Here is a 558-nt window from a genome sequence, read left to right as displayed (position 1 = left end):
GCAGCCATTGACCATGAGACTGCCGCTAGCGATGGTTATACCTTGGAAACCAGGCTCACCCATTTTATTGATGAGCTGGCGCTAATTGGCCGCGCGCATAATTGGGATGACACCCGCAGCAAACTTGATAAACAAGGCAATCCAATTCAAGAGGAATACGACAATCTCCAAGGCGATAGACCCAGTTGCTTTTCCGGCGTTAAGCGTCGTTTATTTCAAGCGGTACAAGGACATCCTTTATTGGTTTTTTTAACCAAGGAACTGTTAACCCAAGAGGCCAATGGCTTTATCCGCGATTATTTTAAAGCAGCGATTCAGGAGCACAATCGTCAGGCAATTAAAACGGTCTGGGATAAGTGCATTGCTGGGGATACATTAACCGCTGCGGATTGGGCAACATTAAAACAGCTGGATGTGCCCAAGGCCAAGCAAGAAGAACTCATCTCTACACTCAAGCAAAAATATGCAATGTCGTTTACAGGCGATATGCAGTTTCAGCGCCTGATGGAGCAGATGTTTGCCTTTAAGAAGACACCAGATGCCCATCTCTTAAACTTT

General features: G+C 45.9%; 1 pseudogene. It reads left to right on the top strand.

Features of this window, described 5'->3' with window-relative positions:
• A pseudogene (locus Lste_RS07875) lies at positions 1 to 558 on the top strand (ankyrin repeat domain-containing protein); the annotation flags it as partial.

Source organism: Legionella steelei, from assembly GCF_001468005.1.
In the GTDB taxonomy this organism is placed as follows: Bacteria; Pseudomonadota; Gammaproteobacteria; order Legionellales; family Legionellaceae; genus Legionella; species Legionella steelei.
This window is presented reverse-complemented; position numbering and strand designations above follow the sequence as displayed.